The organism is Nocardioides sp. Root1257 (genome assembly GCF_001425175.1).
Taxonomy (GTDB): domain Bacteria; phylum Actinomycetota; class Actinomycetes; order Propionibacteriales; family Nocardioidaceae; genus Nocardioides.
Window position 1 is genome coordinate 59,269 of the sequence record NZ_LMDV01000008.1, and the last position, 26,949, is coordinate 86,217.

General features: G+C 71.9%; 22 protein-coding genes and 1 tRNA gene. 3 read left to right on the forward strand and 20 right to left on the reverse strand.

From position 1 onward, the window contains the following. Positions 1-8 precede the first annotated feature (8 nt). The 14 genes from ASC77_RS08370 to argS form a co-directional block, all read right to left on the reverse strand. Positions 9-239, reverse strand: a complete 231-nt coding sequence (locus ASC77_RS08370) for an AtpZ/AtpI family protein (RefSeq protein ID WP_056151001.1) — start codon at positions 237-239, stop codon at positions 9-11. Positions 240-464: 225 nt separating this feature from the next. Further along, complete coding sequence (locus ASC77_RS08375; RefSeq protein ID WP_082574587.1) at positions 465-1,670, reverse strand: glycosyltransferase family 4 protein; 1,206 nt, start codon at positions 1,668-1,670, stop codon at positions 465-467. A gap of 4 nt (positions 1,671-1,674) precedes the next feature. Further along, complete coding sequence (locus ASC77_RS08380) at positions 1,675-2,337, reverse strand: L-threonylcarbamoyladenylate synthase (RefSeq protein WP_056151004.1); 663 nt, start codon at positions 2,335-2,337, stop codon at positions 1,675-1,677. Positions 2,338-2,341: 4 nt separating this feature from the next. Next, positions 2,342-3,184: a peptide chain release factor N(5)-glutamine methyltransferase gene (prmC, locus tag ASC77_RS08385; protein ID WP_082574588.1), complete on the reverse strand. Its 843-nt coding sequence runs from the start codon at positions 3,182-3,184 to the stop codon at positions 2,342-2,344. Then, complete coding sequence (gene prfA / locus ASC77_RS08390) at positions 3,181-4,254, reverse strand: peptide chain release factor 1 (protein WP_056151006.1); 1,074 nt, start codon at positions 4,252-4,254, stop codon at positions 3,181-3,183. Before prfA ends, prmC begins: the two co-directional genes overlap by 4 nt. An 83-nt stretch (positions 4,255-4,337) precedes the next feature. Continuing rightward, positions 4,338-4,562 carry a 50S ribosomal protein L31 gene (rpmE, locus tag ASC77_RS08395; RefSeq protein WP_056151008.1) on the reverse strand — a complete coding sequence of 75 codons (225 nt, stop codon included), beginning with the start codon at positions 4,560-4,562 and terminating at the stop codon, positions 4,338-4,340. A gap of 161 nt (positions 4,563-4,723) precedes the next feature. Further along, positions 4,724-6,259: a sensor histidine kinase gene (locus ASC77_RS08400; protein WP_156391001.1), complete on the reverse strand. Its 1,536-nt coding sequence runs from the start codon at positions 6,257-6,259 to the stop codon at positions 4,724-4,726. 190 nt (positions 6,260-6,449) lie between these two features. Then, complete coding sequence (locus tag ASC77_RS08405) at positions 6,450-6,824, reverse strand: response regulator transcription factor (RefSeq protein ID WP_056151012.1); 375 nt, start codon at positions 6,822-6,824, stop codon at positions 6,450-6,452. A 302-nt stretch (positions 6,825-7,126) separates the two neighbouring features. Next, on the reverse strand, positions 7,127-9,073 hold the full coding sequence (rho, locus tag ASC77_RS08410) for a transcription termination factor Rho (RefSeq protein WP_056151014.1): 1,947 nt from the start codon (positions 9,071-9,073) through the stop codon (positions 7,127-7,129). Between the two features lie 213 nt (positions 9,074-9,286). Next, complete coding sequence (thrB, locus tag ASC77_RS08415) at positions 9,287-10,189, reverse strand: homoserine kinase (RefSeq protein WP_056151016.1); 903 nt, start codon at positions 10,187-10,189, stop codon at positions 9,287-9,289. Between the two features lie 7 nt (positions 10,190-10,196). Beyond that, positions 10,197-11,294, reverse strand: coding sequence for a threonine synthase (gene thrC / locus ASC77_RS08420; protein WP_056151018.1), 1,098 nt, complete (start codon positions 11,292-11,294; stop codon positions 10,197-10,199). After that, on the reverse strand, positions 11,291-12,598 hold the full coding sequence (locus ASC77_RS08425; protein ID WP_056151020.1) for a homoserine dehydrogenase: 1,308 nt from the start codon (positions 12,596-12,598) through the stop codon (positions 11,291-11,293). Before ASC77_RS08425 ends, thrC begins: the two co-directional genes overlap by 4 nt. Then, the gene (lysA, locus tag ASC77_RS08430) at positions 12,598-13,992 is read right to left on the reverse strand and encodes a diaminopimelate decarboxylase (protein WP_056151021.1); all 1,395 of its coding nucleotides are present in this window, start codon (positions 13,990-13,992) and stop codon (positions 12,598-12,600) included. The genes ASC77_RS08425 and lysA overlap by 1 nt, the downstream gene beginning before the upstream one ends. A 4-nt stretch (positions 13,993-13,996) precedes the next feature. Next, entirely contained in the window at positions 13,997-15,676 is a 1,680-nt protein-coding gene (argS, locus tag ASC77_RS08435; protein ID WP_056151023.1) for an arginine--tRNA ligase, read from the reverse strand. Between the two features lie 134 nt (positions 15,677-15,810). On the opposite strand from argS, the gene ASC77_RS08440 reads away from it, so the two are divergent. Continuing rightward, positions 15,811-15,883, forward strand: a tRNA-Arg gene (locus ASC77_RS08440). A 38-nt stretch (positions 15,884-15,921) separates the two neighbouring features. Here ASC77_RS08440 and ASC77_RS08445 read toward each other — a convergent pair. Genes ASC77_RS08445 through ASC77_RS08455 form a run of 3 tightly spaced genes read right to left on the reverse strand, consistent with a single transcriptional unit; the run spans position 15,922 to position 18,046 of the window. After that, positions 15,922-16,596, reverse strand: coding sequence for an HNH endonuclease family protein (locus tag ASC77_RS08445; protein WP_056151024.1), 675 nt, complete (start codon positions 16,594-16,596; stop codon positions 15,922-15,924). Then, positions 16,590-17,489 carry an LCP family protein gene (locus ASC77_RS08450; RefSeq protein WP_056151026.1) on the reverse strand — a complete coding sequence of 300 codons (900 nt, stop codon included), beginning with the start codon at positions 17,487-17,489 and terminating at the stop codon, positions 16,590-16,592. The genes ASC77_RS08445 and ASC77_RS08450 overlap by 7 nt, the downstream gene beginning before the upstream one ends. Then, entirely contained in the window at positions 17,486-18,046 is a 561-nt protein-coding gene (locus ASC77_RS08455; protein ID WP_056151028.1) for a hypothetical protein, read from the reverse strand. Before ASC77_RS08455 ends, ASC77_RS08450 begins: the two co-directional genes overlap by 4 nt. 208 nt (positions 18,047-18,254) lie before the next feature. On the opposite strand from ASC77_RS08455, the gene ASC77_RS08460 reads away from it, so the two are divergent. Next, on the forward strand, positions 18,255-21,977 hold the full coding sequence (locus tag ASC77_RS08460; RefSeq protein WP_056151031.1) for a multifunctional oxoglutarate decarboxylase/oxoglutarate dehydrogenase thiamine pyrophosphate-binding subunit/dihydrolipoyllysine-residue succinyltransferase subunit: 3,723 nt from the start codon (positions 18,255-18,257) through the stop codon (positions 21,975-21,977). A 6-nt stretch (positions 21,978-21,983) separates the two neighbouring features. Then, positions 21,984-22,160, forward strand: coding sequence for a DUF6104 family protein (locus ASC77_RS27165; RefSeq protein ID WP_200944940.1), 177 nt, complete (start codon positions 21,984-21,986; stop codon positions 22,158-22,160). Positions 22,161-22,496: 336 nt separating this feature from the next. Here ASC77_RS27165 and ASC77_RS08465 read toward each other — a convergent pair whose 3' ends face one another. From ASC77_RS08465 to ASC77_RS08475, 3 genes are all read right to left on the reverse strand, one after another. Further along, positions 22,497-23,936, reverse strand: coding sequence for a M1 family metallopeptidase (locus ASC77_RS08465; RefSeq protein ID WP_082574590.1), 1,440 nt, complete (start codon positions 23,934-23,936; stop codon positions 22,497-22,499). A gap of 109 nt (positions 23,937-24,045) precedes the next feature. Next, positions 24,046-24,621 carry a TetR family transcriptional regulator gene (locus ASC77_RS26950; protein ID WP_056151034.1) on the reverse strand — a complete coding sequence of 192 codons (576 nt, stop codon included), beginning with the start codon at positions 24,619-24,621 and terminating at the stop codon, positions 24,046-24,048. Continuing rightward, on the reverse strand, positions 24,614-26,887 hold the full coding sequence (locus tag ASC77_RS08475; protein ID WP_056151036.1) for an arylsulfatase: 2,274 nt from the start codon (positions 26,885-26,887) through the stop codon (positions 24,614-24,616). The genes ASC77_RS26950 and ASC77_RS08475 overlap by 8 nt, the downstream gene beginning before the upstream one ends. Between the last annotated feature and the right edge of the window lie 62 nt (positions 26,888-26,949).

Consider the following 26,949-nt stretch of genomic DNA (forward strand, 5'->3'; position numbering starts at 1 on the left):
ACCGGTGCTCACCCCCGGAGGGCAGCACGCACCCGCGCGACGAACGCGACGCAGCCGGCGAGGATCCCGAGGCCGATGCCGACCAGGACACCGACCGGGGCGCTGTCCGCGGCGTCGTCGACGAGGAGGCCGACGACCAGGCCGACGACGACACAGCCGGCGAGGAGACCACCGAGGCCGATGAGGTCGCGGCCGCGGAGTCCGGCGTCGGGGCCGGCGTCGGAACGCTCATCGACCATCCACCCAAGTCCCATTCCTCGGCACCGCCGGACTGCGCGAAACTACCACAGCCAGACAGGCCGAACCCGGGGGTGATCACCGGGGTCCGGATCGTCGCGGTCGTCATCGTCGGCGGCCGTTCTCTCGTGGCTGGTGCGGGCGGTGCTGGGGGGTGCTTGTGAAAACTAGCACAAGCGATCCGGGCGGTCGAAACCGCCCTTCTCCCGGGCACGAGGAGCAGTCTCTCAGGCGCCTTCGGGGAACGGGTGACCGGGGGTGCCCCCACCGTCCTCGCCGGTCCCGTCCCCGGTCCCTTCCTCCGCCAGCGGGCCGATCTCGGGGGGGTGGTGCAGCTTGGGCAGCAGGAAGGTCAGGGCAATCGTCACGGCGGCCATCGAGCCCACCGCGACCCAGGTCCAGGGCCGGTCGCTGTAGAGGCTCATCAGCACGGTCCCGAAGGCCACCAGGGCGGCCCAGAGGTACATGATCAGCACCGCCCGGCGGTGCGAGTGGCCGATCTCGAGGAGCCGGTGGTGCAGGTGCTGCTTGTCCGGGGCGAACGGCGAGCGCCCGGCGCGGGTACGGCGTACGACCGCGAGGACCAGGTCGGCGAGGGGCACGACCAGGACCAGGACCGGCAGCAGCAGCGGGAGCAGTGTCGGCACCAGGCTGGTCCCGCCCCCGGTGTCGCCGAGCTGGTCGGCGGAGAACTGCCCGGTGAGCGTGACGGCGCTCGCCGACAGCACCAGACCGATCAGCATCGAGCCGCTGTCGCCCATGAAGAGCCGCGCCTGGTGGAAGTTGTGCGGCAGGAAGCCGGCGCACGCACCGGCGAGGGACGCGCTGAGCAGGGCGCCGGTGGTCGCGAGCGTGAGGTCGTTGATGTTCGAGAGCTGGTAGCTGTAGACGAAGAACGCGAGCGCGCCGATGCCGACGATGCCGGCCGCGAGCCCGTCCAGGCCGTCGACGAAGTTGACCGCGTTGACGGTCGCCACCACCACGAAGCCGGTGAGCAGTGCCCCCTGCGCCGAGTCGATCGTGATCTGCACACCCCCGGGACCGGGGAAGAAGATGTACTGGATCCCGAAGGCGATCAGGAATCCGGCCGCCAGCACCTGACCGCCGAGCTTGGTGAGCGCGTCGAGCTCGAAGAGGTCGTCGAGGACGCCGACGGCGCAGATCAGGGCGCCCGCGATCAGCACCACTCCCGCGTCGCGGAAGACGAACGGGCCGCTGCGGGAGAGGAACGGGAGCTCGCGCGCCACGGCGTACGCCGCGACCAGGCCACCGAGCATCGCCAGGCCGCCGAGGTACGGGATCGGGACGGCGTGCACGTCCCGGTCGCGGACCTTCGCGACCGCGCCGGTGCGCAGCGCGATCTCGCGGGCGACGACGGTCAGCAGGTACGTCGTCGCCGCGGCGACGAGGAAGACGAGGAGGTACTCCCGCAAGGGCTCAGTCCTCGGTGGTCAGCGTGGCGCCGAGCGGCTCGAGGACGGCGTTCAGGGCCTCCAGGCTGAGGGCGCCCTGGCGGAGGACCCGGCCCTGCGGGCCGGTCACGTCGATGATCGTCGAGGCCTCGCCGCCCGGGGACGGACCGGCGTCGACCACGACGTCGACGTCCTCGCCCAGCATCTCGATCGCCTGGTCGGCGTCGGTGGCGGCCGGCATGCCGGTCTTGTTGGCGGAGCTGACGGCCAGCGGACCGGTGCGCTCGAGGATCTCGAGGGCGACCGGGTGGTCCGGCATCCGCACCGCGACCGTGCCACGGTTGTCGCCGAGGTCCCACTGGAGCGAGCTCTGCTGGTGGCAGACCAGCGTCAGGGGGCCCGGCCAGAACTCCTCGACCAGCGCCCGGGCGTAGCCGGGGACCCGGACGGCCAGGGCGTCGAGCGTCGTCGCCGAGCTGACCAGCACCGGTGGCGGCATGTCGCGACCGCGGCCCTTGGCGTCGAGCAGGCCCTGGACCGCGGCGGGGTCGAAGGCGTCCGCGCCGAGGCCGTACACGGTGTCGGTGGGCAGCACGACGAGCTCGCCCTGCTGCACCGCGATCGCGGCCGCCTCGACGGCAGCCTCGCGCTCCTCGTCGGTCCCGGTCGGGTAGCGCTCGCTCGTCACAGGCTCATCGTGCCAGTCGCGCGGTGGTGAAGCGTGCTCGACCTGCCAGGTCGGCGTGGTCGCGGACGTCGGTCCACCGGCCGGTCGCCGCGAAGACGGTCGGTGCCGACTCGCCCTGCACGTCGGCGTGCTCGAAGCCCACCACTCCCCCGGGCCGCAGCAGCACCGCCGCCCGCTGAGCCAGTACCCGGATCGCGTCCAGGCCGTCGGCGCCCGAGAAGAGCGCGAGGTGCGGGTCGTGGTCACGCGCCTCGGCCGCCACCGACTCCCACGCCTCGAGCGGGATGTACGGCGGGTTGCAGGTCAGCACGTCCACGGTGCCGGTCAGGTCGTCGAAGGCCGTCGCCATGTCGCCCTGGCGGAGGTCGACGCCGGTGCCGGCCAGGTTGCGCTCGGCCCACCGGTGGGCACCCTCGTCGAGCTCGACGGCGTGGACGGTCGCGCCCGGCACCTCGTCGGCGAGCGCCTTCGCGACGGCGCCTGATCCGGTGCACAGGTCGACGAGCACCGGTCGGTCCAGCGGGAGCGCCTGCTCGATCGCCCAGCCGGCCAGCAGCTCGGTCTCGGGGCGCGGCACGAAGACGCCCGGGCCGACGGCGAGCTCGACGTGGCGGAAGTACGCCGTGCCGGTCAGGTGCTGGAGCGGCTCCCTGGCCGCGCGGCGGGTGACCAGGACGTCGTACGCCCCCAGTGCCTCGGTGGGGACGTCGTCCAGCAGCGGCAGCCGCGACCGGGTCGTGCCGAGGACGTGGGCCAGCAGCTCGGCCGCGTCGTGCTCGGGGCTGGCGACCCCGGCGTCGCGGAGCCGGGCAGCGGCGCCAGCGAGCAGGTCGCGCGGCCTGGTCACTGCTCGAGCGCCTCGAGGCGGGCGGCGAGGTCGGCCTCGATGCACGAGTCGAGGACCGGCTGGAGGTCGCCGTCGAGCACCTGGTCGAGGTTGTAGGCCTTGTAGCCGGTGCGGTGGTCGGAGATCCGGTTCTCCGGGAAGTTGTAGGTGCGGATCCGCTCGGAGCGGTCGACGGTCCGGACCTGGCTGCGGCGGGCCTCGCCGGCCTCGGCGTCGGCCTTCTCCTGGGCCGCTGCGAGGATCCGGGCGCGCAGGATGCGCATCGCCTGCTCGCGGTTCTGGAGCTGGCTCTTCTCGTTCTGGCAGCTCGCCACGATCCCGGTCGGGACGTGCGTGATCCGGACGGCGGAGTCGGTGGTGTTGACGCTCTGCCCGCCGGGACCGCTGCTGCGGTAGACGTCGATGCGCAGGTCGTTCTCGTCGATCTGCACGTCGATCTGCTCGGCCTCCGGGAACACCAGCACCCCGGCCGCACTGGTGTGCACCCGCCCCTGGGACTCGGTCACGGGCACCCGCTGCACCCGGTGCACGCCGCCCTCGAACTTCAGCAGGGCGTACGGCGCGGTGCCGGGCTCCGACGCGCCCTTCGCCTTGACGGCGACGGTGACGGACTTGTAGCCGCCGAGGTCGGACTCGGCGGCGTCGAGGACCTCGACCTTCCAGCCGTGCGCCTCGGCGTACCGCGTGTACATGCGGAGCAGGTCGCCGGCGAACAGCGCCGACTCCTCCCCACCCTCGCCGGACTTCACCTCGAGGAGGGCGTCCTTGTCGTCGGCCTCGTCGCGTGGCACCAGCAGCCGGCGCAGCCGTTCCTCGGCGGCGTGCAGGCGGGGCACCAGCGCCTCGACCTCGTCGGCGAACGCTGCGTCCTCCGACGCGAGCTCACGGGCGGCGCCGAGGTCGTCACCGAGGGTCTGCCACTCCCGCCAGGCCGCGATGATCGAGGACAGCGCGGCGTAGCGCTGGTTGAGCTGCTTCGCGAGCCGGGCGTCGGCGTGCGTCTCGGGCGCGGCGAGCCGCGTCTCGAGCTCCTCGTGCTCGGCGAGCATGCCTTCGACGGCTTCGAACATCGGCTCTCCTGGCGTGGACGGTGGGACGGACAAATGACGAACGCCGGTCCCCGCACGTGGCGGGGACCGGCGCTCGGAGACAGCTACTTCTTGGCGTCAGCAGCCTTCTTGGCGTAGCGAGCCTCGAAGCGGGCGACGCGGCCGCCGGTGTCGAGGATCTTCTGCTTGCCGGTGTAGAACGGGTGGCACTGCGAGCAGACGTCGGCGTGGATCGTGCCGGAGGTCGCGGTGCTGCGGGTGGTGAACTGAGCGCCACAGGTGCAGGTCACCTGGGTCTCGGTGTAATCCGGGTGGATGTCCTTCTTCACGGTGTGTCCTCTCGATAGCCGCCGGGTCGCCTCGCTCCCTGCGAGGAGGCGTGAACCGGAGCCGACAGATGATTGTGTCACGGGTCAGAACGCTTGGGTAATCGACAACATTCCCGCTCAGCGAGCGTGCCGGGAGCGTGCCGGGAGGGGTGGCGGGAGCGTTACGGAGCGGGCTCGTGGGCCGGCTGGTCGCTGACCACGGAGAGCACCGCGGGAGGCGTCACGACGCTCAGCTGCGGAGGCGCGGCCTGCACGGGCAGGCGGACGGTCACCGTGGTGCCGACGCCCTCCTCGGAGTCGATCACGACCGCGCCGGCGTGCCGGTCGACGATGGTCTGCATGATCCGGACGCCGAGCCCGGTGCCGGCGATCTCGTTGGTGACCGCGTTCGACGCCCGGAAGAAGCGGGTGCCGAGCCGCTCGATCTCGCCGGCGGGGATGCCGATGCCGCGATCGGTCACCGCGACCTCGACCTGGCCGCGACCCGTCGTGATCGCGACGTCGACGATGCCGTCGTCGTGGCTGAACTTCACGGCGTTGCTCACCACGTTGAGGAACGCGCGGTGCAGCATCGCCCGGTCGGCCAGCACCGAGACGTCGACCTGGGGCGTCTTCACCCCGATCCGGATGCTGCGGCGGGCGGCGGTGATCTTCACGTCCATCACCACGTCGCGCACCAGGGCCGCGAGGTCGACCGGCTCCATCTGCTGGTTGCTGCCCTCGGCCCGCTGGAGGGTGAGCAGGTCGTCGATCAGCATCTTCAGGCGCGCGACGTTGCGGCGGGTCGCGTCGAGCATCCGCTCGTGCCGCGGCTCCATCTGGCCCTCGAACTCCTCGGCGACCAGCTCGAGGTAGCCGCTGATCGTCGTGAGCGGGGTCCGCAGCTCGTGGGAGACGTTCGCGACGAAGTCGTCCTTCGCGGTGTCGAGCGTGCGCAGCTCGCGCTGGATCCAGATCTCGACCGCGCGCGCCCGCGTCTGCGCGTCCGCGAGGTCGTTGAGGGCCTGGGCGACGGCCTGGACCTCCTTGGGCCCGGTCGCCGCGGCGCGGATGTCGTGGTCACCCCGGGCCATCCGCTGCACGACCTTCTCGAGGGCGAGGAACGGCGTGGACAGCTCGCCCAGCAGGCGCCGGCGCGAGCGGGTCAGGACGACGGCGGCGATCGCGGCGAGCAGCACGACGGCGAGGACCGTGCCCCGCAGCCGCAGCGCGACCCCGTCGCTCGCCGACCGCACGCGCCCGTCGAACGCTTCGGTCGTGGTCTGGTGCGCGGAGCGGATCGCGTCGAAGGCCGCGTTGCCCGCGCGAGCCTCCCGCGGTGTCACGCCGGCGCCGCCCTCGGCGGCCAGCCGTGGCTCGGCGTACCCGTCGATCCAGAGCTCGGCAACGCCCTCCTGGCGCTCGACCGCGGTCTCGAGCGACTTGTCGCCCGCCGCGAAGGAGCGGACCTCCTGCTCGTGCGCGCCGAGGCGGAGGGTGGCCTGCCGGTAGTCGTCGGCGGCGGCGGGCAGGCCCGTGCTCGACCACGACTCGGCGGCCGCCGACATGTCCGTCAGGTCCTGGTAGACGGCCTGGTTGGCGGCGGCGGCCGGCGCGAAGTCGTCGGTGAGGTCGCCGACGGCGACCGCGGAGACGACGACGCCGATCACGGCGACCGCGGTCGAGAGCGCGACGAGCAGGCCGATCCGTGCCAACACGGACGACACCACGCGCGCCACCGGACGACCGGACATGCTCCCGAACACCCCCCAGTGCTCATCTGGGGCGCGCCAAGCACCCCTCCCCGAGGAGCAGGCTACCTCCGCGTCGAGCGTCGGAGGCAGCTAACGGCCGCCCTTGCGACGACCTTGCGGGTACCTTGCGGGACCCCGTGCTCCGGCGTCCGCGTCAGGTGGTCGAGCGCGTGAGCAGCGCCTGGACCCGCGAGGCGAGCTCGCGCGGGCTGAACGGCTTGGTGATGTAGTCGTCGGCACCCGAGTCGAAGCCGGTCTCGACGTCGGACTCCTGCGCGCGCGCAGTGAGCAGGATGACGGGCAGGTCGGCCAGCGCCGGGTCGGCCCGGATCGCGCGGATGGCGTCCAGTCCGGACACACCGGGCATCATCACGTCGAGCACGGCGAGGTCGGGCCGCTCGGCCTGACAGGCCTCGATCGCCGCGGCACCGTCTGCGACGGCCACCACGTCGTGCCCGAGGGTCGAGAGCTTGAACTCGACGAGCTCGCGGATGTCGACGTCGTCGTCCGCGACCAGGATCCGAGCCACGCGGGTCCCCTTCCACTGTCATGTTGCGACCCGCTCGCAACGGCGCCGACTTGCGAGACACACCCTAGGCCACGTGTGCCAAGTCGGTGACGCCTGCTCCGCGGGTCTTCGCATCCGATCTGACTGCGTTGTCGGCGACCCGCCGGGACTCCGTCCCGTCTTCGCACCTCCGCCTTGCCAGATACGGCGCGAAAACCCGCTCGCGACGGCGCCGACTCGGCACACGTACCCTAGCCGCAGGCACGGCCGGATCGAGCATGACGGGCCACTCTCGTCTGGAGCGGCCCGTCTAGCGCCGTGCTCTACTCCTCCCGACCGGACACGGTCGGCGTGGTCTTCTGGACCTGCATGAGGAACTCGATGTTCGTCTGCGACTTCTTCAGGCGCTCGAGCAGCAGCTCCAGCGCCTGCTGCCCGTCGAGCGACGAGAGCACCCGGCGGAGCTTCCAGACGATGGCCAGCTCCTCCTTGCTCAGCAGCAGCTCCTCGCGGCGGGTGCCCGACTGGACGGCGTCGATCGCCGGGAACAGCCGCTTGTCCGCGAACTCGCGGCGCAGGCGGATCTCCATGTTGCCGGTGCCCTTGAACTCCTCGAAGATCACCTCGTCCATCTTCGAGCCGCTCTCGATGAGCGCGGTCGCGAGGATGGTCAGGGAGCCGCCGTTCTCGATGTTGCGCGCGGCGCCGAAGAACTTCTTCGGCGGGTAGAGCGCGGCCGAGTCGACGCCTCCGGAGAGGATCCGCCCGCTCGGGGGCGCGGCCAGGTTGTAGGCCCGGCCCAGGCGGGTGATGCCGTCGAGCAGCACGACGACGTCGTGGCCGAGCTCGACGAGCCGCTTGGCCCGCTCGATCGCCAGCTCCGCGACCGTCGTGTGGTCGGCCGGCGGCCGGTCGAACGTCGAGGAGATGACCTCGCCCTTGACCGAGCGCTCGAAGTCGGTGACCTCCTCGGGCCGCTCGTCCACCAGCACCACCATCAGGTGGCACTCGGGGTTGTTGGTGGTGATCGAGTTCGCGATCGACTGCAGGATCATCGTCTTGCCGGCCTTCGCCGGGGACACGATCAGTCCGCGCTGGCCCTTGCCGATCGGCGCCGCGATGTCGATGACCCGGCCGATCAGGTTGTCCGCGCCCGTCTCGAGGCGGAGCCGCTCGGAGGGGTAGAGCGGGGTCAGCTTGGAGAACTCGACGCGGTTCTTCGCGACCTCCGGGTCGGCGCCGTTGACGGCGTCGATGCGGACCATCGGGTTGAACTTCTCCTTGCGCTCCCCCTCACGGGGCTGGCGCACCTGACCGACGATGGCGTCGCCGCGGCGCAGCCCGAACTTGCGGACCATCGACAGCGACACGTAGACGTCGTCGGAGCTCGCCAGGTAGCCGCTGGTGCGGACGAACGCGTAGTTGTCGAGCACGTCGAGGATGCCGGCGGCCGGCACCAGGACGTCGTCCTCGAGGATCGTGGTGTCCGGCTCGTTGCGCTGGCCCCCGCTCGTGCCCGCGGGGCGCGCCACCCGGTCGCGGCCGCGGCGCCGGCGGTTGCGCCGGGTGCCGTCGCCCTCGCCGTCGTCGTCGCCCTGCTGGTCCTGCTGGTTCCGGTCCTGCTGGTTCCGGTCCTGCTGGTTCCGGTCCTGCTGGTTCCGGTCCTGCTGGTTCCGGTCCTGCTGGTTCTGCTGGTTCCGGTCCTGCTGGTTCTGCTGGTTCCGATCCTGGCGGCCCTGCTGGTTCCGATCCTGGTTGCCCTGCTTGCCCTGCGGCTGCTGGTCCTTCTCGGCCTTCTGGTCCTGCTTGCCCTGCTGGCTCTTGTCCTGCTGGCTCCGGTCCTGCTGGTTCCGGTCCTGCTGGTTGCCCTGCTTGGGCTCCTGCGGCTCGCGGTCCTGCTGGCGGTCCTGCTGGCGGTCCTGAGGCTGGCGGTCGCCCTGCTCCTGGCGGCGCTGCCGGGCCGGCTTGTCCTGCTGCTGCTTGTCCTGGGCCGGCTTGTCCTGCTGCTGCTTGTCCTGGGCCGGCTTGTCCTGCGGCTGCTTGTCCTGGGCCGGCTTGTCCTGGCGGGAGCCGCCGGACTGGTGCGCCTTGATGGCGTCCACGAGCTGGGCCTTCTTCATGGCCCCCGAGCCCGCGATGCCCATGCCGGCGGCCATCGACTTGAGGTCCGCGAGCAGCAGGGAGTTGAGCCCGCCACCGCGCTTCCTGGCGGGGGCCGCGCCTGCGGTGCCCGCGCCGGAGTCGTCAGTGGCTTCGATGGTGTCCGTCACGTGAGGTCCTTCCCACGTTCAGAGCCGATCCGACCTCCGGCCGGCGGCGTACTGGTCAATGCTCCCCCGCCCGCCGTGGCTCTCGGGTACGAAGCCACCGGGCGCTCGGGCGGCAGGAGGCCGCCACATCGCGAGGAAGAGGGTTGCACGGTGCCGGCGTCACGGCCGGCGGTGCCACGCCGAAGAACCCGGCGCGCTCTCAAGATACACCGCTCAGGCGAGGCTCGCGCCCTGGGTCTCGATCGCGAGCCGGTGTCCCGCCCACCCCGCGGGGCAGCGCGTCAGCAGCGCCTGCGCCCCCGCCGCGTCGACGAACGCCAGCACGGTGGGGCCGGCACCGGAGACGAGGGCGGGTACGCCGTCGGCACGCAGCCGGTCGACCAGGTCGAGGGAGGCCGGCATGGCCGGGCGGCGGTACTGCTGGTGCAGGTAGTCGCGGGTCGCGCGCAGCAGGTGCTCCGGCTGGCCCGCGAGGGCGGCGACCAGGAGCGCCGTGCGCCCGGCGTCGGCCGCGGCGTCCGCGTGCGGCACCTCGGCCGGGAGCAGCCCGCGGGCTACCTCGGTCGAGACCGGGTCGGGCGGCACGAAGACCACGGCCTCGACGCGCGGGTCTACCGGGGAGCCGACCGAGTAGAACTCGCCGTCCTCGTCGCGACCCGAGATCGTGAAGCCGCCGAAGAGCGCGGGGGCGACGTTGTCCGGGTGGCCCTCGAGCCGGGCGGCGAGCCGGAACAGGGCATCGTCGTCGGCCAGCAGCGACCCGCCGGCCACCAGACCGCGCGCCAGGACGACCCCGGCGACGATGGCCGCGGAGGAGGAGCCGAGGCCGCGTGCGTGCGGGATGACGTTGGCGCAGGAGAGCCGGAGCCCCGGCGGCTGGGCGCCCATCAGGTCGAACGCCGCCCGCATCGAGCGGACCACGAGGTGGGTCTCGTCGCGGGCGACCTCCTCGGAGCCGGCACCGATCACCTCGACCTCGAGACCGGAGTCGGTCACCTCGGCGACGAGCTCGTCACGCAGCGAGAGCGCGAGGCCCAGCGAGTCGAACCCGGGTCCGAGGTTGGCGGAGGTCGCGGGGACCGAGACCCGCACGGGGCCGTCGACGAAGGTCGGCATGCCGGTCTCAGGCGAGCCCGGCAGCGGCCGCGGCGGCCGCGACGTCGGCGTCGATGACCGTGTCGACGATCGGGCGACCGCTCTCGGCGAGGCCCTCGAGCGCCGTCGCGGTGTCCTTGAGCCCGTGCCCGGTCACGGTGATCGCGACCGTGCTGCCGCGGTACGACGTGCCACCGGCGAGCTCCTGGAGAAGCCCGGCGACGCCCGCTGCGGAGGCGGGCTCGACGAACACGCCGTCGCGGGCGGCGAGCTCGCGCTGGGCGGCGAGGATCTGGTCGTCGGTGACGGAGGCGAAGGCGCCCTCGGACTCGTCGCGCGCCGCCTCGGCGAGCTTCCACGACGCCGGGTTGCCGATCCGGATCGCGGTCGCCCGTGTCTCCGGGTCGGGGAACGGCTCGCCCGTGACCAGCGGCGCCGCGCCCTCGGCCTGGAAGCCGCGCATGACCGGCTTCTTGGTCGCCATCCCGGCGTCGGCGTACTGCGTGTAGCCGAGCCAGTACGCCGAGATGTTGCCGGCGTTGCCGACCGGCAGCAGGTGGTAGTCGGGGGCGTCGCCGAGGAAGTCGACGATCTCGAACGCCGCGGTCTTCTGCCCCTCGAGGCGCACCGGGTTGACCGAGTTCACCAGGGCCACCGGGTAGTCCCACGCGAGGCCCTTGGCGAGGCCCAGGCAGTCGTCGAAGTTGCCCCGCACCATGACGACCTGCGCGCCGTGCAGCAGCGCCTGCGCCATCTTGCCGGCGGCGATCTTGCCCTCGGGCACGAGCACCAGGGGCTTGAGGCCGGCCTTCGCGGCGTACGCCGCCATCGACGCGGACGTGTTGCCCGTCGACGCGCAGACCACGGCCTGGGCGCCGTCGTGCTTGGCCACCGAGATCGCGGCCGTCATGCCGCGGTCCTTGAACGAGCCGGTCGGGTTGTTGCCCTCGACCTTGAGCCAGACCTCGGCGCCGGTCAGGCCGGAGAGCCACTCCGAGAACACCAGCGGCGTGCCGCCCTCACGCAGCGTCACGGCGGGCGTGCCCTCGGGGATGTCGAGCAGCGGGCGGTACTCCTCGATCACGCCGCGCCACTGGTGGGTCGGGGTCGTCCGGGGGGCGTTCACTCGGCGACTCCTTCGACGCGCATGACCGACGTGACCTCGCGGACGATGTCCATCCCCTGCAGGGACGCCACCGTCGCGGCGAGCTGGGCGTCGGTCGACTCGTGCGAGACGACGACCAGCTGGGCGTCGGCGTCGCGGCCCTCCTGGCGGACGGTCTGGATCGAGACGCCGTGCTCGGCGAACGCCGTCGCGACCGCAGCGAGCACGCCGGCGCGGTCGGCGACGTCGATCGCGACGTGGTAGCGGGTGACGGTCTCCCCCATCGGCAGCACCGCGCGGTCGGCGTACGCCGACTCACCCGGTCCGCGCGTGTCCGCCAGGCGGTTGCGGGCGACGGTCACCAGGTCGCCGAGGACGGCGGACGCGGTCGGCGAGCCACCGGCGCCGGGACCGTAGAACATCAGCTGACCGGCGGCTTCGGACTCGACGAACACCGCGTTGTAGGCCTCCCGGACCGACGCCAGCGGGTGCGACCTCGGGATCATCGCCGGGTGCACGCGGACCGCGACGGCGCTCTGGCCGTCCTCGGTCTCGCGCAGCTCGCAGATGGCGAGCAGCTTGACGACGCTGTTCATCTCGCGCGCGGACTGGACGTCGGCCGCGGTGACCTCGGAGATGCCCTCGCGGTGCACGTCGGAGGCGGTGACCCGCGTGTGGAACGCGAGCGAGGCCAGGATGGCGGCCTTCGCGGCGGCATCGAAGCCCTCGACGTCGGCGGTGGGGTCGGCCTCGGCGTAGCCCAGCTCCTGGGCCTCCTCGAGCGCCTCAGCGAAGCCGGCACCGGAGGTGTCCATCTTGTCGAGGATGAAGTTGGTGGTGCCGTTGACGATGCCGAGCACCCGGGTGACCCGGTCGCCGGCCAGCGACTCGCGCAGTGGCCGCAGGATCGGGATGGCGCCGGCCACGGCCGCCTCGTAGTAGAGGTCGCGGCCGGCCTTGTGCGCGGCCTCGAAGAGCGTCGGGCCGTCCTCGGCGAGCAGCGCCTTGTTGGCGGTGACGACGGACTTGCCGTTCTCGAGCGCCGCCAGGATCAGCGACCGGGCCGGCTCGATGCCGCCGATCACCTCGACGACCAGGTCGACGTCCTCGCGGGCGACCAGCGCGGTCGCGTCGGTTGTCAGCAGCCCCTCCGGCACCTCGACGTCGCGCGGCGCGTCCAGCCGGCGTACGGCGACGCCGACCAGCTCCACCGGCGCGCCCACGCGCGCAGCCAGGTCACCGGACTGCTCGTCGAGCAGCCGCACCACCTGGGAGCCGACCGAGCCGCAGCCCAGCACCGCCACCCTGAGCTTGTCGCTCTCCATTACTGATCACCCATGTCCGTCGCCAACAGATCGTCCTCAGTCTCGCGGCGCACGACGACGCGCGCGACCCCGTCCCGCACCGCGACCACCGGGGGGCGCAGCGCGTGGTTGTAGTTGGAGGCCATCGACCGGCAGTACGCACCGGTCCCCGGCACGGCGAGGAGGTCTCCGGGGCGCACGTCGCCGGGGAGGAACTCGTCCTTCACCACGATGTCGCCGGCCTCGCAGTGCTTGCCGACGACCCGCGCCAGCACGGGCGTCGCCTCCGAGGCGCGCGAGGCGACCGTGCAGGAGTAGTCGGCGTCGTACAGCGCGGTGCGGATGTTGTCGCTCATGCCGCCGTCGACGGAGACGTAGGTGCGCACCGCGCCGCCGTCGAGGTGGACCTGCTTCACCGTGCCGACGGTGTAGACGGTGCACATCGCGGGCCCGACGATCGCGCGGCCGGGCTCGATCGACAGCCGCGGCTCCGGGATCCCCAGCGCGCGGCACTCGTGCTCGACGATCTTGCTCATCTCCGTCGCGAGCTGCGCGGGGTCGGCCGGGTCGTCCTGGGTCGTGTACGCGATGCCGAAGCCGCCGCCCAGGTCCATCTCGGGCAGCGTGACGCCGAGCTCAGCGCTGATCCGGGCCTGCAGCGCGAGCACCCGGCGCGCCGCGACCTCGAAGCCGGACGAGTCGAAGATCTGGCTGCCGATGTGGGAGTGCAGGCCGAGCAGCTCGATGCCGGGTGCGGCCTCGATCCGGCGAACCGCCTCGAAGGCGTCGCCGCTGCCGATCGAGAAGCCGAACTTCTGGTCCTCGTGCGCGGTCGCGATGTACTCGTGGGTGTGCGCCTCGACCCCCGCGGTCACGCGCACCATGACCCTCGCGGTCAGGCCGTCGGCGGTGATGGAGAGCAGCCGCTCGATCTCGTCGAACGAGTCGACCACGATCCGGCCGACGCCGACGTCGACCGCGCGGCGCAGCTCCATCAGCGACTTGTTGTTGCCGTGGTAGCCGATCCGCGCCGGGTCGAAGCCGGCCCGCAGCGCAACGCTCAGCTCGCCGTTGGAGCAGACGTCGAGGCTCAGCCCCTCCTCCGCCACCCACGACGCGACCGCGGTGCACAGGAACGCCTTGCCGGCGTAGAACACGTCGTACGCCGAGAACGCGTCGCGGAAGGCCCGGGCGCGGGACCGGAAGTCGGCCTCGTCGAGGACGTACGCCGGCGTGTTCACGTTCGCGACCAGCTCCGGGACGGCCAGGCCGCCGACGTGCAGCTCGCCGTCGACCTTGTGCGCGGTCTGCGACCACAGGTGCGGGACCAGCGCGTTCGGGTCGGCCGGCGGGCTCAGCCAGGCCGGCCCGCGCAGCGCTCCGGGCGCGTGCGCCCAGCCTGCCTCGTGCGACATCCGGTCACATCCGCTCGGGCGCGGAGACGCCGAGCAGGCCGAGACCGTTGGCGAGGACGGTGCGGGCGGCCACGACCAGGACCAGGCGCGCCTCGTTGAGCGCGGTGACCGGCTCGTCGCCCTGCGGGAGCATCCGGCACTCCTTGGTGTCGTACCACCGGTTGAAGATCGCCGTCGTGTCCTCGAGGTAGCGCGCGACCCGGTGCGGCTCGCGCAGCTCGGCGGCGCTGGCGACCACCCGCGGGAACTCGGCGAGCGCCCGGAGCAGCTCGCCCTCCTTCTCGTGCGAGAGCAGCGACGGGTCGAACCCGGTCGCCAGGTCGTCCGGCAGCGACATGCCGAGGTCGGCCGCGTTGGCCATCATCCGGCAGCTGCGGGCGTGGCCGTACTGCACGTAGTAGACGGGGTTGTCGTTGGACTGGCTCGCCCACAGGTCGAGGTCGATGTCGATGTTGGAGTCGGAGCTGTAGCGCGTCAGGGCGTAGCGCGCGGCGTCCACCCCGATCGCGTCGACCAGGTCGTCGATGGTGACGACGGTGCCGGCCCGCTTCGACATACGCATCGGTGCGCCGTCCTTGAGCAGGTTGACCATCTGGCCGATCAGGATCTCGAGGTTCTTGCCCGGCTCGTCGCCGAACGAGGCACACATCGCGTTCATCCGGCCGACGTAGCCGTGGTGGTCGGCGCCGAGCATGATCAGGCACCGGTCGAAGCCGCGCTCGCGCTTGTCGAGGTAGTACGCGAGGTCGCCGGAGAGGTACGCCGGCTCGCCGTTCGAGCGGACGATGACCCGGTCCTTGTCGTCGCCGAACTGCTCGGTGCGCAGCCAGAGCGCGCCGTCCTGCTCGTAGGTGTTGCCCAGCTCCGTCAGCCGGGCGATCGCCCGGTCGACGGCGCCGCTGCGGTGCAGGTTGTTCTCGTGGAAGTAGACGTCGAAGTCGACCCCGAACTCGTGCAGGCTCTTCTTGATCTCCTCGAACATCATCTCGACGCCCTCGGCGCGGAAGACCTCCTGCGCCTCGTCGTCGGTGAGGTCCTTGACCTGCGGCTCCTTGGCCACGACGGCGGCGGCGATCTCGTGGATGTAGTCGCCGCCGTACCCGTCCTCCGGTGCGGGCTCGCCCTTCGCGCTGGCCAGCAGCGACCGGCTGAACCGGTCGATCTGCGCGCCGTGGTCGTTGAAGTAGTACTCCCGGGTGACGTTCGCGCCGGTCGCCGTGAAGATCCGACCCAGGGCGTCGCCGACGGCAGCCCAGCGCACGCCGCCGATGTGGATCGGGCCGGTCGGGTTGGCGGAGACGAACTCGAGGTTGATCTTCTCGCCGGCGAACGCGTCGCTGCCGCCGTACGCCGCGCCGGCGGCCGCGATCTGTGCGGCGACCACACCCTGCGCACCCGCCGAGACGGTGATGTTGAGGAAGCCCGGACCCGCGATCTCGACCCCGGCGATGCCGTCGGTCTGCTCGAGCCGGGCCTGGACGAGGGTGGCGAGGTCGCGCGGGTTGAGCCCGGCCTTCTTGGCCAGCTGGAGCGCCACGTTGGTGGCGTAGTCGCCGTGTCCCTTCTGCCGGGGTCGCTCCACCGTCACCGTCGTGGGGACCCCGTCCGGCAGGGCGAGCGCGCCCTCGTCGGACAGGGTCGTCAGAACGTCGACGATCGCGGTGGAGAGCTGCTCGGGAGTCACCGGCCCAGGGTATCGGCGCGCCGCGTCCGCCCTCGCATCGATATCGGGCGTGGACGCCGCCATCCGGTTTCGCGGGCCGGGTGAGCGACCTGTAGTGTGACGCCGCAGCCCGCGGCCTCGTGCAGCGGGCGCATGCCTCCGTAGCTCAGGGGATAGAGCACCGGTTTCCGGTACCGGGTGCCGCAGGTTCGAATCCTGCCGGGGGCACGCACCAGACCTGGACGACCAGCACGGCCCAGCACGGCTCAGCAGTAGCCCAGCATCTCCGCGAGCGCTCGCCGCTCGCTCCGGTCCGCGGCGAGCGCCCAGTGCGACTTCACCGCGACCCAGCGCTCGGCGTACTCGCACTGGAACGCCTTCCGGGGCCGCCAGGCCGCGGGGTCGTCGTCGCCCTTCGCGGCGTTGGTCGGACCGTCGGCGGCCAGCAGCACGGAGAGGTCGTTGGCGAACCTGTGCCGCCGGGCGCCCGACCACGACGAGGCGCCGGAGCGCCACGCCTCGGCCAGGGGGACGACGTGGTCGATCTGGATCGCCTGCGCCTGGTGGAGGTCCTTGAGGTCGTCGAAGGTCAGGGTCCGGCCCGTGTAGGGATCGACCCACGTGCCGGCGAGGACGTCGTGGTCGCAGGCTCCCTGGCGCGCCACGGTCACCGTGTCCGCGACCACGTCGCGCAGCAGCACGTCGTCGCGCTGGTTGCAGCCGTTGCCGTCGGTGTCGGCCCACGGGGAGCCGAAGGCGTCCCGGTCGTAGGTCGGGACGTCCGGCCTGCGGGACGTCGCGGCCAGGTCGCGCAGCAGGTGGGCGGCCTCGGACGCCGACGGGAGGTCCGGCGTCGCCGGCGGGGCGGGTGGGTCTGTCGCGCCGGTCGAGCAGGCGGCGAGCAGGAGGCAGCCGAGGAGCCCGGCGACCGCCCTCAGCACCGCTCGAGCGTGGCGTCCTTGCGCGCTTCGTCGCCGAGCCGGCGGGCCTGGTCGACGTAGGGCAGGACCACGCTGGCTCCCCCGATGTCGCCGATGCCGCCCTGGACCACGCAGTTGGTGATCTTGCCCGGCTGCACCTGCGCCATCGCCTGGCCGAGCCGGAAGAGCTCGACCGGCGACAGGTCGGTGTGCATGTGCTGGAGGACGCTGAGCACGCCGTGCTCGATGAAGCCCGGCTTGGCAGCGTTGGCCCGCACCTTGGCCTGGATCCCGCGCAGCACCCGCTGCTGGTTGGCCGATCGGTCGAAGTCGCCGCGGATCAGGTCGTGCCGGATCCGGGAGAACGCCATCGCGTCGTACGGCGTGAGGTGGATGCGCCCCTTCGGGAAGCCCTTGGGCTTGAGGAAGTCGTCGCTGAACGCGACCGGGTTGTTGACCTCGATGCCGCCGATCTGGCGGACCATGTCCTCGAAGAAGCGGAACCTGCTGACGAACACGTAGTCGGGCTGGATGCCGACGAGGTTGCCGACCGTCTGTCCGAGGAGCTGCGGGCCGCCGTAGTAGAGGGACGCGTTGATCTTGTCCATGCCGTGCCCGGGGATCGACACGTAGGAATCGCGCGGGACGCCGATCGCGGCCGCGGCGCCGGTCTTGGTGTTCATGCCGACCAGCTGGAGCGCATCGCCGCGGGTGCGGGTCATCTGCTCGCCCGGCCGGGCGTCGGAGCCGACCGCCAGGATCCAGACCACGTCGGGGCTGATGTCGACCGCGTCGGCCTTCTCGACCTTGACCAGCTCGATGTCGGTGCTCTTCACGGCCGAGTCGGGCACCACCAGGGCCGCGAGCGCCAGCACCACACCGACCGTCAGCGTCCGCACCACCCGGGCCCTCATCGGGCGTCCTTCGTGACGTCGTACCCGAAGACCTGCCACCCGTGCGTGCCCTTCGTGAGGTAGAGACGCCCGGCGACCCGGACGTCCTTCGTCGTGTCGCCGCTGGTCGCGAAGCGCACCACCACGTGGGCGGTGACACCGACCGGCTTCTTCCGGACGCTCAGCACGTCGAGGACGACCTGGCGCTTCTCGGGCTCGACGGCGTCGATCGAGGCGCCGATGTCGCGGTTGCTCATCAGGTCGCCGTCGCGGCTGGCCGTGGCCCGCGCGCCGGCCGTGAAGCCCGGCCACGAGTCGCTGAAGTCGGTGCGCGGGTAGTCACCCGCGAGGTACGCCGCGTCGATCCAGCCGTCGACCACCTGCTGGACGTCATCGGCCAGGGCCGCGCGGCGAGCCGTCGGCAGCTTGCCGGCGAGCTTGCCGATGGAGACGTCGGTCACCACCTCGGGAGTCGCCGCGGAGGAGGAGGCCGTCGGGGTCGGGCCGTCCGCGTCAGGCTGGTCGTCGCTGCCGCTGCACCCGCCGGCCGCGAGGCACACCAGGACCACCGCCGCCACGCTCCACGAACCTCGCCTGGACCGTTGCCACATACTTCGAAACTCCCCACCGCCGGTGCCGATCGGAACGAAGTCTGCAACGTCAGGTTGTGGCCCGTGGCACACCACGCCGCAAACCCGCCACGTCGGTCTGCATTTGCTGGGGCGGGGGTCTAGCCTTGACGTCTGACAGTCCCCCGTGCACGTACCGGAAGAGGCGAATCAAACCGTGCCGCAGTCCCCTGGCAGCCAGTCCGAGCTCCCGTCCGCCGACTTCGGCGCCAACGAGTGGCTGGTCGAAGAGATGTACGACCAGTACCAGCGGGATCCGGGCAGCGTCGACCAGACGTGGGTGACCTACTTCAAGGCCAACGGTCACGGCAACGGCGCCAACGGCGCCAACGGCACGGCCACGGAGACCAAGCAGGCCGCGCCGGCGCCGGCGAAGCCCGCCGCGAAGCCGGCCCAGGAGCACGCCCCCGACCCGACCCCGACGCCCGCGCCGGTCGCCAAGCCGCGCCCCGAGAGCAAGGCCGCCGAGCCCGCCAAGGGCACCACCAGCCCGGTGCCGAAGGAGTCCCGCCCGGCCGCGCCCACCCCGGCCAAGGACGAGCCGACCTACACCGTGCTGCGTGGCGCTCCGGCCCGCACGGCCGCCAACATGGACATCTCCCTCACCGTGCCGACCGCGACGTCGGTCCGCTCGGTGCCGGTGAAGCTGCTCTGGGACAACCGGATCGTCATCAACAGCCACCTCGCCCGCGCCCGCGGCGGCAAGGTCTCGTTCACCCACATCATCGGCTACGCGCTGGTCAAGGCGCTGCGCGCGATGCCGTCGATGAACGTGGGCTTCGACACCGTCGACGGCAAGCCCAACCTGATCACCCCGGCCCACATCAACCTGGGCCTGGCCATCGACGTCCCGAAGCCGGACGGCTCGCGCACGCTCCTGGTGCCCAGCATCAAGGCCGCCGAGACGATGGACTTCGCGGCCTTCTGGACGGCGTACGAGGACATCGTCCGCAAGGCGCGCGACAACAAGCTCGGCGTCGAGGACTTCCAGGGCACCACCATCTCGCTGACCAACCCGGGCGGCATCGGCACCAGCCACTCCGTGCCCCGCCTGATGAAGGGCCAGGGCGCCATCATCGGCGTCGGCGCGATGGAGTACCCGCCCGAGTGGCAGGGCGCGTCGGCCGAGGCGATCTCGCGCAACGGCATCAGCAAGGTCATGACGCTGACCTCGACGTACGACCACCGGGTCATCCAGGGTGCGGGGTCGGGCGAGTTCCTCAAGCTCGTCCACGGGCTGCTGCTCGGCCAGGACGACTTCTACGACGAGATCTTCCGCTCGCTGCGGATCCCCTACCAGCCGATCCGCTGGAACGCCGACATCTCGACCTCGCACGACGACGAGATCTCCAAGCAGGCCCGGATCCTCGAGCTCATCCACGCCTACCGGGTGCGCGGCCACATGATGGCCGACACGGACCCCCTCGAGTACCGCCAGCGCAGCCACCCCGACCTCGAGGTCGAGTCGCACGGCCTGACGCTGTGGGACCTGGACCGCGAGTTCGCGACCGGCTCCTTCGGTGGCGAGGGCCGCCGCTTCATGAAGCTGCGCGACATCCTCAAGATCCTGCGTGACTCCTACTGCCGCACGACCGGCATCGAGTACATGCACATCATGGATCCCGACCAGCGTCGCTGGATCCAGGAGCGCGTCGAGCAGCCGCACACCAAGCCGCCCCGCGAGGAGCAGCTGCGGATCCTGCTCAAGCTCAACCAGGCCGAGGCGTTCGAGACCTTCCTGCAGACGAAGTTCGTCGGCCAGAAGCGCTTCTCCCTCGAGGGCGGCGAGACCACGGTCCCGGTCCTCGACGAGATCTGCGAGGCCGCGGCCGCCGCCGGGCTCGACGAGGTCGCGATCGGCATGGCCCACCGCGGCCGGCTCAACGTGCTCGCCAACATCGTCGGCAAGAAGTACAGCCAGATCTTCCGCGAGTTCGAGGGCAACATCGACCCGCGGACCGTCCAGGGCTCCGGCGACGTGAAGTACCACCTCGGCGCCGAGGGCGAGTTCGTCGCCGGCAACGGCGACGAGATCAAGGTCTCCGTCGCCGCGAACCCGTCGCACCTCGAGGCCGTCGACCCGGTGCTCGAGGGCATCGCCCGCGCCAAGCAGGACGTGCTCGACCGCGGCGCCGACTACCCGGTGCTGCCGCTGCTCGTCCACGGCGACGCGGCGTTCGCAGGACAGGGCGTGGTCGCCGAGACGCTCAACCTCTCGCAGCTGCGCGGCTACCGCACCGGCGGCACGATCCACCTGGTCGTCAACAACCAGGTCGGCTTCACGACCTCCCCCGGCTCGTCGCGCTCCTCGCTCTACTGCACCGACGTGGCCCGGATGGTCCAGGCGCCGATCTTCCACGTGAACGGCGACGACCCCGAGGCCTGCATCCGGGTCGCGCAGCTCGCGTTCGAGTACCGCCAGGCGTTCAACAAGGACGTCGTCATCGACCTCGTCTGCTACCGCCGCCGCGGTCACAACGAGGGCGACGACCCGTCGTACACGCAGCCCCTGATGTACGACCTCATCGAGCAGAAGCGCTCGGTCCGCAAGCTCTACACCGAGTCCCTGATCGGTCGTGGCGACATCACGATCGACGAGGCGGAGCAGGTGCTGCGCGACTACCAGCAGCAGCTGGAGCGGGTCTTCACCGAGGTCCGCGAGGCGAGCACGCAGCCGTCGGAGTGGACCACGGTGCCGGACTACCCGGACAAGCCCTCGGGCGAGACGCGGACCGCGGTCTCCGCCGAGGTGATGAAGCGGATCGCCGACGCCTACGTCACGCCGCCGGACGGCTTCACGGTGCACCCGAAGGTGATGCCCCAGCTGCAGCGCCGCTCCGCCGCGATCGCCGACGGCCCGATCGACTGGGGCACCGGCGAGATCCTCGCGTTCGGCTCGCTGCTGATGGACGGCCGCCCGGTCCGCCTGGCCGGCCAGGACTCGCGACGCGGCACCTTCGTGTCGCGCTTCGCGACGATCATCGACCGTCGCAACGCCGACGAGTGGACGCCGCTGAGCAACCTCACCGAGGACCAGGCGAAGTTCTACGTCTACGACTCGCTGCTGTCGGAGTACGCCGCGCTCGGGTTCGAGTACGGCTACTCGGTGGCCCGTCCCGAGGCCCTGGTGCTGTGGGAGGCGCAGTTCGGCGACTTCGTCAACGGCGCGCAGACCGTCATCGACGAGTTCATCAGCTCCGGCGAGAGCAAGTGGAACCAGCAGTCGGGCGTCGTCCTGCTGCTCCCCCACGGCTACGAGGGCCAGGGCGCCGACCACTCGTCGGCGCGCATCGAGCGGTTCATGACGATGGCCGCCGACGAGGCGTTCGTGGTCGCGCAGCCGAGCACCCCCGCGTCGTACTTCCACCTGCTGCGGCAGCACTCGCTCGGCGAGGAGCACAAGCCGATGATCGTCTTCACGCCGAAGTCGATGCTGAAGCGCAAGGAGGCGGCCTCGCAGCCGGCCGACTTCACCGAGGGCACCTTCAAGCCGTTCATCTCGGACGCCGCGGCCGACGCCGAGAAGGTCGACACGCTGCTGATCTGCTCGGGTCGCGTGACCTGGGACCTGATGGTCGAGCGCGCGAAGCGCGAGGACGGCGAGCGGTTCGCCATCGCCCGCGTCGAGCAGCTCTACCCGCGCCCGGAGGCCGAGATCCGCGAGGAGATCGCCCGCTACCCGCACCTGAAGGCGGTGCGCTGGGTGCAGGACGAGCCGCAGAACATGGGCCCGTGGCCGCACTACCAGCTCAACGTCTGGCCGCACGTCGACGCCCAGGTCGAGGTCGTCTCCCGCCCGGAGTCGTCCTCCCCCGCCGTCGGCACGGTCAAGCGGCACACCGAGGAGCAGAAGGACCTCGTGGCGCGAGCCTTCGCGTAGTCGGTCATGTACTTCACCGACCGCGGCATCGAGGAGCTCGAGAAGCGCCGGGGTGACGAGGAGGTCACCCTGGCGTGGCTCGCCGAGCAGCTCCAGGGGTTCGTCGACTCCCACCCGGAGTTCGAGACCGCCGTCGAGCGGTTCGCTACCTGGCTGGCCCGGCTCGACGACCCCGAGGACTGACGCCCGACATCAGCGGCGCTGCATCTCCCAGGCGAGCTCGATGGCCCGGCGTACGGCGGCGGGCTCGGCCTGGCCGAGGTAGGCCTCGACCTTGTGGTGCGCCTCCATCCGGGCGGCACGCCGAACGTGTCGGGGTGCGCGTCGAGCAGTCCCTCCCGCTCGCTGAGCGGGACGCGGATGACTGCCGTGCCGGCGTCGTCCAGCCGGACCACCAGGCGGTCGTGGACGTACCACGCGGGCCGCGCCGTCGTGCCCTTGCGCTTCACGCCGGCCAGGGACTCGGCGTACCGGCCCACCTCGTCCGGGGTCATGGCAGCAGCGTAGGACGTCCGGAGGTCAGGACCTCGGCGGCCAGTCCGGCGCGGTCGCCATCGGCCAGCTCTTCCGGTTCAGCCAGCGGTCGAGGAACGACGTGAGCTCGTCCCCGGTCACCCGCTCGGCGTACCGCTCGAACCCGGCGCGCGTGACGTTCGTGTCCGGGGTGCGCTGCGGCCACTGACGCACGATCCGCCAGAAGTCGCGGTCGCCGACCTTCTTGCGGAGGGTCTCGTACATCAGCGCCGTGCAGAAGTAGACGCAGTCGGTCGCGAACATCTCGGGGTCGTAGGCGCCCGGACCGCCCTGCTCCTCACGGGAGAACGAGTTCGACCCGCGGAACGCCTGGACCCAGTCGCGCCAGGTGATGTCGGTGTGCTCCGACGACCAGCGTGCCTCGAGGTACATCGCCATGCCCTCGTTCATCCAGAGGTCGCGCCAGTCCGAGGGCGTGACCGTGTCGCCCCACCACTGGTGCGCGAGCTCGTGGACCATCGTCTCGCGCGCCTCGATCGGGCGCCCCCAGGTCTGCCGGCCGAAGGTGACCAGGGTCTGCGTCTCCATGGCCGACGCCCCGGGGACGACCACGACACCGGCGCTCTCGAACGGGTACCGGCCGAGCCTGGCCTCCAGCCACCGCAGGTCGTCCGGGAGGTGACGCAGCGCCTTCAGGTAGTGGGCGACCTCGCCGCGTGGGAGCCAGTAGCTGAGCGGCAGGCCGTGCGGGCCGGTCGCGGTCCGGTGGGCGAAGGGACCCACCGCGAGGGTGACCAGGTAGCTCGCCGCCGGGTGCTCCAGGTGGAACCGGGTCGTCGTCTGCTTCGACGTACGCCGCTGCGACACGAGCCGCCCGTTGCTCACCCCGACCCACCCGCGAGGCGCCGTCACCCGGACGTCGTACAGCGCCTTGTCCGAGGGGTGGTCGTTGACGGGGTACCAGGTGAACGCGCCGTACGGCTCCTGCATGGTGCGCAGCTGTCCGTCCGCCGTGACGGCCATACCGATGCTCTGGAAGTCGCCGCGGGTCGTCGGCGCGGGCGTCGGTCGCGGCGTGCCGCGGTAGACGACGCGCACGTCGTAGCGCCGGTCGGCGACGACCGGGGAGTCGATGCGGAGGACGTCGCCGTCGTGGCTCGTCGTCGCCCGCTCACCGTCGACGGTCACCTCTGAGACGTGCAGCGCGCGGCCCAGGTCGAGCTGGAAGGACGGCGCACCGGTCGTCGCCCGGAGCCGGATGTCCGCCACCCCGCTCAGCGTCCGGCTGGCGCGCTGCCACGTCAGGTCGAGCGCGTAGTGCAGGGTGTCGACGCCCGGGTCGCCGTGGTCCGGGTAGTAGCTGTCCTCGCGCGGCGCCGAGAGGCCGGCGTCGTACGACGTGGCGCCAGCAGGCGCACCGAGGAGCGGGAGCACGAGTGCGGCCGCCAGGACGGCGGGCACCCAGCGGGCAGGACGAACAGGCACAGGAGGGCTCCCGAGATCGAGGGTCGGCGGCGATTCTCACACGCCTGCGCCGAGGGCGCGTGCGACTTCGGGGAAAGACCCGGGCGGCCCCCGGACGGCGACGTCCGCCTCAACCTGCGGACGCAGGCCGATCGATCACCAGCGTCGCGAACCCGCGCTCGACGAGGCGGGGCAGCGAGCCGCCCTCGTCGAGCCAGGTGACGGTGGCGGCCCGGAAGACGGCGAACCCGACCGCGGCGAGCGTGCGCGCCGCTGCGTCGCCGCCGAGCTCGCGCGCCACGACGTGCTCCCAGGACGCGAAGGTGTCGTAGAGCCGACCTCGGAGCACCGGCGAGGAGGCGGCGGCGCGCTGGCGCAGCTGCACCCGCTCCCGGTCCGTCTCGAAGCCGCGGGCGAGCCCGACGACCGCCTCCCGTACGACGGCCGGGCCGGTCAGCTCCGAGAGCTCGCGCATCCGGGCGCGCAGCTCGGCCTGGCGCTCCTCGCGCCCCATGTCGAGCACCTCGTCCTTGGTGGCGAAGTAGCGGAAGAACGTGCGCGCCGAGACACCGGCGTCGGCCGCGATCGCCTCGACGGACGTCTCGTCGTACCCGTCCGCCGCGAACCGCCGCAGCGCCGCGTCCGCGAGGGCCTCGCGGGTGCTCCGCTTGTGGACCTCGCGCCGCCCCCCAGCCGTCTCAGTCACCGGCGAGTGCCACCCGCAGCTCGGCACTCGTGTCCGGCCGCTCGCCGGGACGACCGCTGCGCAGCTCCACCCGGGACAGGGTCCCGGTGAACACGAACGGCGCCCGGTAGTCGGCGCAGACCGCGATCCCCCGGTCGCGGCCGACCAGCATGCCGGCCCCGGACGAGCCCAGGTTGGGGAAGAACAGCAGCCCCGGCAGCGGCGACTCCGCCACGTCGGACCCGTCGACGGCGAGCACCAGGCGCGGCTCGCGGCCCGGCTCGTAGCGCACGCTCAGCACGTGCTCCCCCGGCGGCACCGGGTCCGGTGCCGCCAGCCTCGTCGTCCGGTCCAGCATCGCGACGGTGGCGACCAGCCGTCCGTCGAGCAGGTACGTCGCCCAGCCGCCGTGCCGGTCGCCGATCGCCGTGATGACGCCCTCGGCGCCGCCGTCGGGTACGTCGACGTACGCCGTCAGCTCGAAGCCGCCCATCAGGGACGGGAGCTGGCTCTCCTGCACGGGGCCACCGCCCGGCGCGTAGGTCCCGGAGCCGGGCGGCGGGAACTCGCCGGGGTGCATGTGCGCCATCGAGCCCGGGAACTCGAAGAGCGGCAGCACCTGGTTGCGGCCGGCCTCGGCCCACCACAGCCCCTCCATCCGGCGGACCCGGTCGGGCTCCTCCTCGGCCAGGTCCCTAGCCTCGGAGAAGTCCTCGGCCAGGTGGAAGAGCGACCAGCGGTCGGTGTCGTGGTCGAAGCTGCCGGTGAGGTGCGCGCGCTCGTCGAACTGGTTGGCCACGTGGTCGGTGACCGCCATCCAGCCGTCCTCGTAGATCGCCCGGGAGCCGAACATCTCGAAGTACTGCACCAGCCGGTGCTCGGCCGCCTCGGGCTCGGCGAAGCTGGGCAGCAGCGAGGTGCCGTCGACCGGCTGCTGGGTCACCCCGTCGACGGTCTCCGGCACGGTGATGCCGGCGGCGTCGAGGACGGTCGCGTAGAGGTCGACCGCGTGCACGAACTGCTGGCGCACGCCGCCCGGCGCCGCCAGCCGGTCGCCCCAGCGGACCACGAGCGGGGTGCGGACCCCGCCGAGCCAGGCGTACCGCTTCCAGAGCCGCAGGGGCGCGTTGCCGGCCCACGCCCAGCCGTACGGGTAGTGGTTGTAGGCGTCGTGGGTGCCGATCTCGTCGATGCGGGCGATGGACTCCTCGACGTCCTCACCCATGCCGAGCCAGCCGGCCGCCTCGTTGAGCGTGCCCGTCGTGCCGCCCTCGGCGCTCGCGCCGTTGTCGGAGAGCAGCATCACGATCGTGTCGTCGGCGATGCCCCGCTCCTCGAGGTCGGCGAACAGCCGCCCGAGGTGGTGGTCGGTGTGCGTCACGAACCCGGCGAACACCTCCATGTAGCGGGCGAACAGCCGCCGCTGGTCGGCCGGCAGCTCCGCCCAGTCCGGGATCCACGACGGCCGCTCCGGGAGCACGGTGTCGGCCGGGATGATCCCCTCGGCGACCTGACGGTCGAAGGCCCGCTGGCGCCACGCCTCCCAGCCGTCGTCGAACTGCCCGACGTACGGCGTCACCCACTCGTCGGCGACCTGGTGCGGCGCGTGCGCGGCCCCCGGCGCGACGTACAGGAAGAACGGCTTGCGGGACTCCGCCTGCTGCTGGTCCTGGACCATCCGGATGGCCTGGTCGACCAGGTCCTCGGTGAGGTGGTACCCCTCCTCGGGGGTGTACGGCGGGTCGATGTGGGTGTTGTCGCGGACCAGCTCCGGCGCCCACTGGCTGGTCTCGGCGCCGAGGAAGCCGTAGTAGCGCTCGAAGCCCTGCCCGAGGGGCCAGCGGTCGAACGGGCCGGCGGCGGAGTACTCGTTCTTCGGGGCCAGGTGCCACTTGCCGACCGCCAGCGTGTTGTAGCCGTGGTCGCGCAGCACCCGGGCGAGGCTCGCGGCCGACCTCGGGATCCGGCCGGTGTAGCCGGGGAAGCCGAGCGCCGCCTCCTGCGTCACGCCCATGCCGACGGCGTGGTGGTTGCGGCCGGTGAGCAGCGCGGCCCGGGTCGCCGAGCAGACCGAGGTGACGTGGAAGCGGTTGTAGCGCAGCCCCTCGGCCGCGAGCCGGTCGATGTGGGGGGTCACGATCCCCGACCCGAAGCAGCCGAGCTGGGCGAAGCCGATGTCGTCCAGGACCACCATCAGCACGTTCGGGGCGTCGGGGCCGGGCGTCGGGTACGGCACGAACCGGGGCTCGGAGGTCGCGGCACGGGTGGTGATGCGCTGGGTCTGCATGACCGCATACTGTCACTCGACTGACACTTTCGTCTGCAGGTCCGGTACGGCAGGATGCCTCC